General features: G+C 60.1%; 7 protein-coding genes and 1 pseudogene. 5 read left to right on the top strand and 3 right to left on the bottom strand.

The annotated features are described in order from the left end of the window. Positions 1-78: 78 nt before the first annotated feature. Genes F7R19_RS29080 through F7R19_RS29070 form a run of 3 tightly spaced genes read right to left on the bottom strand, consistent with a single transcriptional unit; the run spans position 79 to position 2,698 of the window. Positions 79-573 (bottom strand): hypothetical protein, encoded by a 495-nt coding sequence (locus tag F7R19_RS29080; protein ID WP_011514844.1) that lies wholly within the window; start codon positions 571-573, stop codon positions 79-81. A gap of 50 nt (positions 574-623) precedes the next feature. Beyond that, positions 624-2,015, bottom strand: a complete 1,392-nt coding sequence (locus tag F7R19_RS29075) for a heavy metal sensor histidine kinase (protein WP_008652574.1) — start codon at positions 2,013-2,015, stop codon at positions 624-626. Next, the gene (locus F7R19_RS29070) at positions 2,012-2,698 is read right to left on the bottom strand and encodes a heavy metal response regulator transcription factor (RefSeq protein WP_008652575.1); all 687 of its coding nucleotides are present in this window, start codon (positions 2,696-2,698) and stop codon (positions 2,012-2,014) included. The genes F7R19_RS29075 and F7R19_RS29070 overlap by 4 nt, the downstream gene beginning before the upstream one ends. 203 nt (positions 2,699-2,901) lie before the next feature. Here F7R19_RS29070 and F7R19_RS29065 point away from each other — a divergent pair, with 203 nt between their 5' ends. The 5 genes and pseudogenes from F7R19_RS29065 to F7R19_RS29045 form a co-directional block, all read left to right on the top strand. Then, positions 2,902-4,686, top strand: a complete 1,785-nt coding sequence (locus F7R19_RS29065; protein WP_071040748.1) for a copper resistance system multicopper oxidase — start codon at positions 2,902-2,904, stop codon at positions 4,684-4,686. A 31-nt stretch (positions 4,687-4,717) separates the two neighbouring features. After that, positions 4,718-5,893, top strand: a complete 1,176-nt coding sequence (locus F7R19_RS29060) for a copper resistance protein B (protein WP_150982930.1) — start codon at positions 4,718-4,720, stop codon at positions 5,891-5,893. 43 nt (positions 5,894-5,936) lie between these two features. Next, entirely contained in the window at positions 5,937-6,323 is a 387-nt protein-coding gene (gene copC / locus F7R19_RS29055; RefSeq protein WP_008652096.1) for a copper homeostasis periplasmic binding protein CopC, read from the top strand. A 6-nt stretch (positions 6,324-6,329) separates the two neighbouring features. Next, positions 6,330-7,247: a copper homeostasis membrane protein CopD gene (gene copD / locus F7R19_RS29050; RefSeq protein WP_008652092.1), complete on the top strand. Its 918-nt coding sequence runs from the start codon at positions 6,330-6,332 to the stop codon at positions 7,245-7,247. A 71-nt stretch (positions 7,248-7,318) separates the two neighbouring features. Continuing rightward, positions 7,319-7,542, top strand: a pseudogene (locus F7R19_RS29045) (cupredoxin domain-containing protein); the annotation flags it as partial.

Here is a 7,542-nt window from a genome sequence, read left to right as displayed (position 1 = left end):
GAGATTTTCAGGCTCGACGAAGCCCTCAGGAAGGGCCACAGCGAAGGGGGCTGATGCTGCCAGGGCGCGTTGCGCGCCCTACTTCGCCCACTCGGGGGATGCAGAAACGAAAATCCGCAACGGCCTCGTTGCCTGCATTCTCCATTCCTGCCGTTCCCCCGCAAGCAAATGAATCGTCACGGGCTGACTATTCGCCATTGGCGTCATGGCTTCGCTCTGCGATAGCACGACAGCGACGTCGATGCTTTTTTCACCCAGGTTTCGCAAGCTGAGCGAAACCGACTCACCGGTCCGGACGGCACGGCTCGCAGGCTGGCCGTCGAGACGGTCCACCTCCACGACCCACTCCGTCGCCGGCCATGTCTTTCCCGACGCGCCCGGCGCCAGATAGGCGGCCGCGGCAGGTTGCACGTCCGGGATGGGGATGATGTGTGCGTGAGCGACAAGCCCCGATAAGCTCGCCAGCCCAACGATTCCATATCTAATTCGACGCAACGCTTGCCTCCACTGCAGTAAGATTTGAAAGCCCATCGGGTCACTTGCTTCCGCCTCGCGGCGCAAGCTGACCAGCACGGCAGCCCACCCCAGGCAGCGCTGCTGTGCGCGAGGCCCTTGCGCGGGCCTCAGGTCAGTCCGAGGCGACCATGCGGGAACGTCATGGTGAAACGGGTTTTTCCGCCGGAACAGTCCGCGGCAATTTTTCCGCCATGCGCAACCACGATCGCCTTGGTGATCGACAGTCCCAGTCCGACACTGTCCGAATCCAGTCGCGTCCTGGACTTATCTGCCCGAAAAAACCGATCAAAAATGTAAGGAAGCAGATCCGGCCGGATTTCCTCGCCCTCATTCTCCACCACGATCATGGCATCAGTTCCGTGCTCCCGTACAGACACCAGGATCTGACGACCCTCCGCGGTGTAACGCAGCGCATTGGATAAGAGGTTGCTGAGCGCCCGACGCATCATCAGACGGTCGCCCGCTAATTTGGCGTTCCCCTGCAGTTGCAGGTTGACCCCCTTGTCCTCGGCCAGCGCGTCGTAGAAGTCGAAGAGTGCCAGCACTTCATCGGCAATATCGATCGACTCCTCATTGGGCAGCGTGATGCCGTGCTCCATTTTTGCCAGATACAGCATATCCGAGACCATCCGTCCAAGACGCTGCAATTCCTCGGCGTTTGAGGTCAGCACATCGCGATACTTTGCGGCGTCACGCGGCTGGGACAGAACGACATGTGTCTGCGTCATGAGGTTGGTAATCGGGGTGCGCAACTCGTGCGCCAGATCTGACGAAAATTCCGACAACCGTTGAAAATCGTTCTGCAGACGCTCGAGCATCGCGTTCAATGTCGCCGCGAGATCCGCCATCTCGACTGGCACCGCGGCCACCGGCATGCGCGCATCCAATCGGTTCGCCGTCACATCTTTAGCGCGCGATGCCATCATGCGCAGTGGCGCCAGACCGCGGCGCGCAGCCCACCAGCCCAGCAAGCCGCTAGCGAAAGCAGCGAGCGTTGTATAGAAAGCCAAGGACCGGCGGAAGGCATGCATAAAGTGTGCATGAATCTCCGTGTCCATTCCGACGACCACTTTCAAGGCGCCCACATCCGAGCCTAAAACGGGCACCTCCGCTCGCATGCCGCGGTAGTGCTTGGTTTCCTGCTGCCACACGAAGGTGCCTTCGGAGTTCGGCCCCTCGTTCGTAGCGCTCTCCGCCGGCCTGAAATCGAAATCCCGCGTGGCAAAAATCGTCTTGCCTTGCGCGGTCTGCACCCGTGCGACAAAGCCGGGATGGTGCTCCACCAACTCCTGCAGGCGCGCAGGCAGACGTTCCACAGGAGTTTCATCCGCGACGCGTTCAATCAGACGGATGTTGTCCCCCAGCACCACAAAATCTTCGTTGGCGAAGTGCCGGTCCATCGCCAGCCAGATAAGCACGCCAAGTCCGAGCAGGACCACTGCGGAGGAAAGCGAGAACAGGATGGTCAGCCGAACAGTCAGGGACAGACGGTGCCTCATAGAGGATCCTCAGGTGCCTCGAGGACGTATCCCATGCCGCGCACAGTCTGGATCAGCTTTACTTCAAAGCCGTCATCGATTTTTGCCCGCAGGCGCCGGATCGCCACGTCGATCACGTTACTATCGCTATCGAAGTTCATGTCCCACACCTGGGAGGCAATGAGGGATCGGGGAAGCACCTCCCCCCTTCGACGCGCAAACAACTCGAGCAAGGCGAATTCCTTACTGGTCAGCGTGATGCGTCGCCCACCGCGAGACGCTCGCCGCCGGCTCAGATCCAGAATCAGATCGGCCACTTGAATCCGGTCCATCGCTAGTTGCACCGCGCCTCGACGCAGCAGCGTCCTGACCCTGGCAAGCAGCTCCGAAAAGGCAAATGGCTTGACCAGATAGTCATCCGCGCCGAGCTCGAGGCCTCGCACGCGATCGGCAACACTGTCTCGCGCCGTCAGAAACAAGACCGGGACCGCGTTCCCTGACGCGCGGATGGCATGCAGAATATGCCATCCGTCGACGTCGGGCAGCATGACATCGAGGATGATGAGATCGTAGGTTTCATTGACCGCAAAGTGTTGACCATCGAGTCCATTGGCGACCAGGTCGACCACGAACCCCGCCTCGGTCAGGCCCTGCCGGAGATACTCCCCCGTCTTGACTTCATCTTCCACTACCAGCAGTTTCATTACCCAACCTCCTCCCAACGCGATCGGCCGGGTTTTGTTAATACAAATTTTTATCTTCGGCGTAGTCTACCCAGTACGCACCGAGGTGACCCCAACCTGTCCGGAATGTAATGTTCAGGTAAGTCGTCGGTAGCCAGCATCTCGCTACTCTTTGACCTGCCGCAAAAACCGAAGCGGCCATTCAAGCGAAAAGGACTATTTTCATGCGACGTGATCGACTGTCTGGCATCTTGCTGCCCAACCTGCCACGCCGCCGTTTCGTACAAGGTTTGGCCGCCGGCGGGGTAATGGCGGGGCTGAGTGCTTTGGGCGGAACTGCGTGGGCACAATCATCGGGACTCCCCGAAAGCGCTTCATCCGGCACCGCCCCGGTATTGACGGGGACGGAGTTTGACCTTGTCATCGCCGAATCGGTTGTCAACTTTACCGGTACGCCGCGGGTGGCGACAACTATCAATGGGATGCTTCCCGGTCCGACGTTGCGCTGGCGGCAAGGTGACACGGTGACGATCCGCGTAACGAACCAATTGCGCGAGCACACGTCGATCCACTGGCACGGCATCATCCTGCCGTTCCAGATGGACGGCGTACCGGGGATCAGCTTCGCCGGTATCGCCCCTGGCGAGACATTTACCTACCAGTTCAAGGTCGAACAGACCGGAAGCTACTGGTATCACTCGCATTCCGGCTTCCAGGAAATGACCGGCGTGTATGGCGGCATCGTGATTGATCCGGCCGCCGGCGTGGACGGTGTCCGAGCCGACCGGGACTACACGATTCTGCTCTCGGACTGGACCGACGAGGATCCCATGCGGGTCCTGTCAAAACTGAAGGTTCAAGGCGACTACTACAACTACAACAAGCCGACCGTCTTCGATTTCTTCCGCGACGTTTCAAACGACGGTGTGAAGAGCGCTTTCGAAAAGCGCAAGATGTGGAACGAGATGCGGATGAATCCGACCGACCTCGCGGACCTTTCCGGTGCCACGCTGACCTATCTGACCAATGGCGTCACCCCCGCTGGCAATTGGACAGGCCTGTTCAAGCCCGGTGAGAAAGTGCGCCTACGATTCATCAACGGGTCCGGAAATACGTTTTATGACGTCCGTATTCCCGGCCTGAAGCTCAAAGTTATCCAAGTTGACGGCCAAAATCTGGAGCCCGTAAGCGTTGACGAGTTCCGCTTTGGTGCCGGCGAGACCTACGACGTGCTGGTGGAGCCGCGAGACGACGCCTATACGATCTTCTCCCAATCCATGGATCGCACTGGCTACGCCCGCGGCACACTCGCAGTGCGAGCAGGACTGAGCGCACAGGTGCCGGCAGTCGACAAGCCCGAGTGGCTCACCATGGCCGACATGATGGGCAGTATGGGTGGCATGGGTGGCATGAACCACGGGGCCATGACCATGGACCATAGCCAGCACGCGATGGGCGCCATGGACGCTTCGCTCAAGGTCCCCAGCACCAAGGCGCGGCACGCCAAGACCGAATATGGGGCCACCACGGACATGCACGTGGACATGGCCCGAACCAATCTCGACGACCCCGGCATCGGCCTGCGCAACAATGGGCGCCGAGTTCTGACCCTGGCCGATCAACATACTATTGGCGGCCCCCTCGACAAGCGTGGCCCCGCCAGGGAAGTTGAACTGCACCTGACCGGCAACATGGAGCGCTACTCCTGGTCAATCGATGGTGTTGAGTACGGCAAATCCACACCGGTCCGCTTCAAGTACGGTGAACGACTGCGTGTGATTCTGCACAATGACACGATGATGACCCACCCGATGCACCTGCACGGCATGTGGAGTGAGCTAGAGTCGCCTGACGGTTCGTTCCAGGCCCGGCGACATACCATCCCGGTCCAACCTGCGCAGCGGGTCAGCTTCCTCGTAACCGCCGACGCATTGGGCCGCTGGGCATGGCACTGCCATCTTATGTTGCACATGGATGCCGGGATGTTCCGCGAAGTACTTGTGGCCTGATCCGACTCTCTTCAACCGACTACCAGATCCCATGTACAAGTACACTCGAATTGCAGTCGCCGCCCTGCTCGCTGCGGGAATGAGCGCCGCGTGGGCACAGCACTCGCATTCGCCCAACAGTTCAAACAACGATGGTGCGCCGGCAAACGAAACGACGCCGGATTCACGCCCCCAGAAGGCGGCAGCCCCAACCGCGAAGAAGCAGGGCTCGACGCCGAGCGCAGGACAAGGCTCAATGCAGGGCATGGACCACAGCAAGATGCAGGGCATGGACCAGGGCTCGATGCAGGGCATGGACCACAGCAAGATGCAGGGCATGGACCAGGGCTCGATGCAGGGCATGGACCACAGCAAGATGCAAGGCATGGACCAGGGCTCAATGCAGGGCATGGACCACAGCAAGATGCAAGGCATGGACCAGGGCTCAATGCAGGGCATGGATCATGGCGCCATGCAGATGCAGGGTGGAAGCGCTCCGCCGGACGCCAGAGATCCAGATGCTTATTCCGACGGCGCAAAGCTCGGCGTCGGCCAATACGCGATTGGCCCCAGCCGGTCGCTGCATATGGCGGACGAACATATCTTCGCGTCCGTTCTCGTTGATCGCCTTGAATGGACCAAAGGCAACGAAAGCAATGCGGCATCCTACGAAGCGCAGGCGTGGATTGGGAATGCGTTCAACAAGTTCGTGATCAAGGCAGAAGGCGAGGTGGAAAAGGGCAAGGTTCCCGAAGCCCGCACCGAACTGTTGTGGGGACACGCCATTGCCACGTATTGGGACACCCAACTGGGTGTCCGGAACGACGCCGGCTATGGGCGCCCTGCACGCAACTGGCTTGCGTTCGGTGTGCAAGGGTTGGCGCCTTACTGGTTCGAAGTCGAGGCAACCGGCTATGTCGGCACCGAGGGACGAACCGCGCTGCGCCTTTCCGGTGAGTATGATTTGCTGCTGACCCAGAGGCTGATCTTGCAGCCCAGGTTGGAAGCCAGCCTGTACGGCAAGAACGACCCCGAAATCGGTATCGGCAGTGGCCTTTCCAGCGGCGCTGTCGGAGTGCGATTGCGCTATGAATTTAGCCGGCAGTTTGCGCCGTACATCGGTATCGAACGCTCGCAAAGCTTTGGCAATACCGCAAACATGGTCCGAGCCTCCGGCGGTCGCAGCGGCGAGACGCGCTTCGTCGCGGGTATTCGCATGTGGTTCTGATCGTCTTTATCCTTTCTCACCCCACCAGCAATTGGAGTTTTTCATGCAAGCATCACGCCTCACTATTCGTGCGACCCTCGCGGCTGCCGCATTGCTCGTCAGCTCCGTGGCCTTTGCGCACCCGAAGCTGCTCACATCGACACCCGCTGACAAGGCGGAAGTCGCCGCTCCCCAAAAGATCGAACTGAAGTTCTCGGAGAATCTTTCGACGCAGTTCTCAGGCGCAAATCTGCTGATGACCGGCATGCCGGGCATGGCTGACCACTCGCCGATGAAGATCGCAGCAAAGGTCGCCGGCGGCGACGATCCCAAGACCATGGTGGTCACGCCTACGCAGCCGCTCAGCCCCGGCAACTATCGTGTGGAATGGCGCGCTGTGTCGTCCGACACCCATCCGATCAACGGCAATATCACCTTCACCGTCAAGTAAGCTGCAATGGACTGGGCAACTGTCGCAGTGCGTTTCGCACTCTATCTAGATCTCGCAGCGCTGTTTGGCCTTCCGCTGTTCGCCTTGTATGCATTGCGCCAGGAGGAGCGGCGGTCACCGATCGGTGCCTCCTTTGCAACTCTTTGCAAGGTGGCCGCAACGCTCGGTATCGTCCTGTCGTTCGTGAACATCGCCGTCATGGCGAAGGGCATGACGGGCGCCGCTTCGTACACGGAACTTCAAGGCCACGTTTTCGAGATGATTGTGACCGGGACCGCGTTCGGTACGGCCTGGATTGTTCGTGTGGTTGCCCTGTTCCTGTGTCTGCTCGCCGCGCTCTTCCTGCGTAATCGGCCGCTGTCCCAGTTCAGCGCCATAACAGGCGGTGCCGCGTTCGCGCTGGCAACCTTGGCGTGGGGAGGGCACGGCGCGATGGACGACGGCGTGAAGGGCTATATCCACCTTGCATCAGACATCGCACACCTGATCGCAGCCGGCGCATGGTTCGGTGCCCTGATTGCCTTCGTTGTGTTGTCCCGCACGGCCGCAACCCCCAACAAGGTGGCGCTACTGAGCCGGACGTCCAATGGATTCGCCCAGGTCGGCACGATGGTGGTTGCCACCCTGGTGGTCACCGGCGTCGTCAACTACTGGATGATTATTGGGTTGCAACTGCCGGAACTGAGCCTGGCGTCGTACGGTGGCCTGCTGCTATTCAAGCTAGCACTCTTCGGCATCATGCTGCTGCTCGCAGCGGCCAACCGTTTCCATCTCAGCCCGCAGCTTGAACATGCGGTTCGCACCGGGGATCACGTGGTCGCCGTACGCACGCTGCAACGCAGCCTGACGATCGAGACCGGCGCCGCGACGCTGATCCTGATTCTGGTTGCATCGCTCGGCATTCTTTCCCCCATGCAAATGTAAGACCCGTCCAATTCAGAGGCTGAGTCGATCCGACTCGGCCCATCCCTAACATCCCACCACCGAGGTTCGCCATGAAGACACTCGCGCTTTCTCTCATCGCTGTGGCCTTTGTACCGTCGCTGGCGACAGCCGCCCCGAGCAATGACAGCTCGGCCACGCGCAAACCGGCTGCATCGGTCGCAGGACAACCTGGCGTTAGTGCCAAGGCCACGCGTACGGTGGACGTCACGATGAACGACACCATGCGATTCTCGCCCGACGCGATCCCGGTGAAAGCGGGTGACACCATCCGGTT

Origin of the sequence: Cupriavidus pauculus (genome assembly GCF_008801835.1) — a bacterium.
GTDB classification, from domain to species: Bacteria; Pseudomonadota; Gammaproteobacteria; order Burkholderiales; family Burkholderiaceae; genus Cupriavidus; species Cupriavidus pauculus.
The sequence above is the reverse complement of the archived record's forward strand: the minus strand, read 5'-3'. Positions and strand labels throughout refer to the sequence as shown.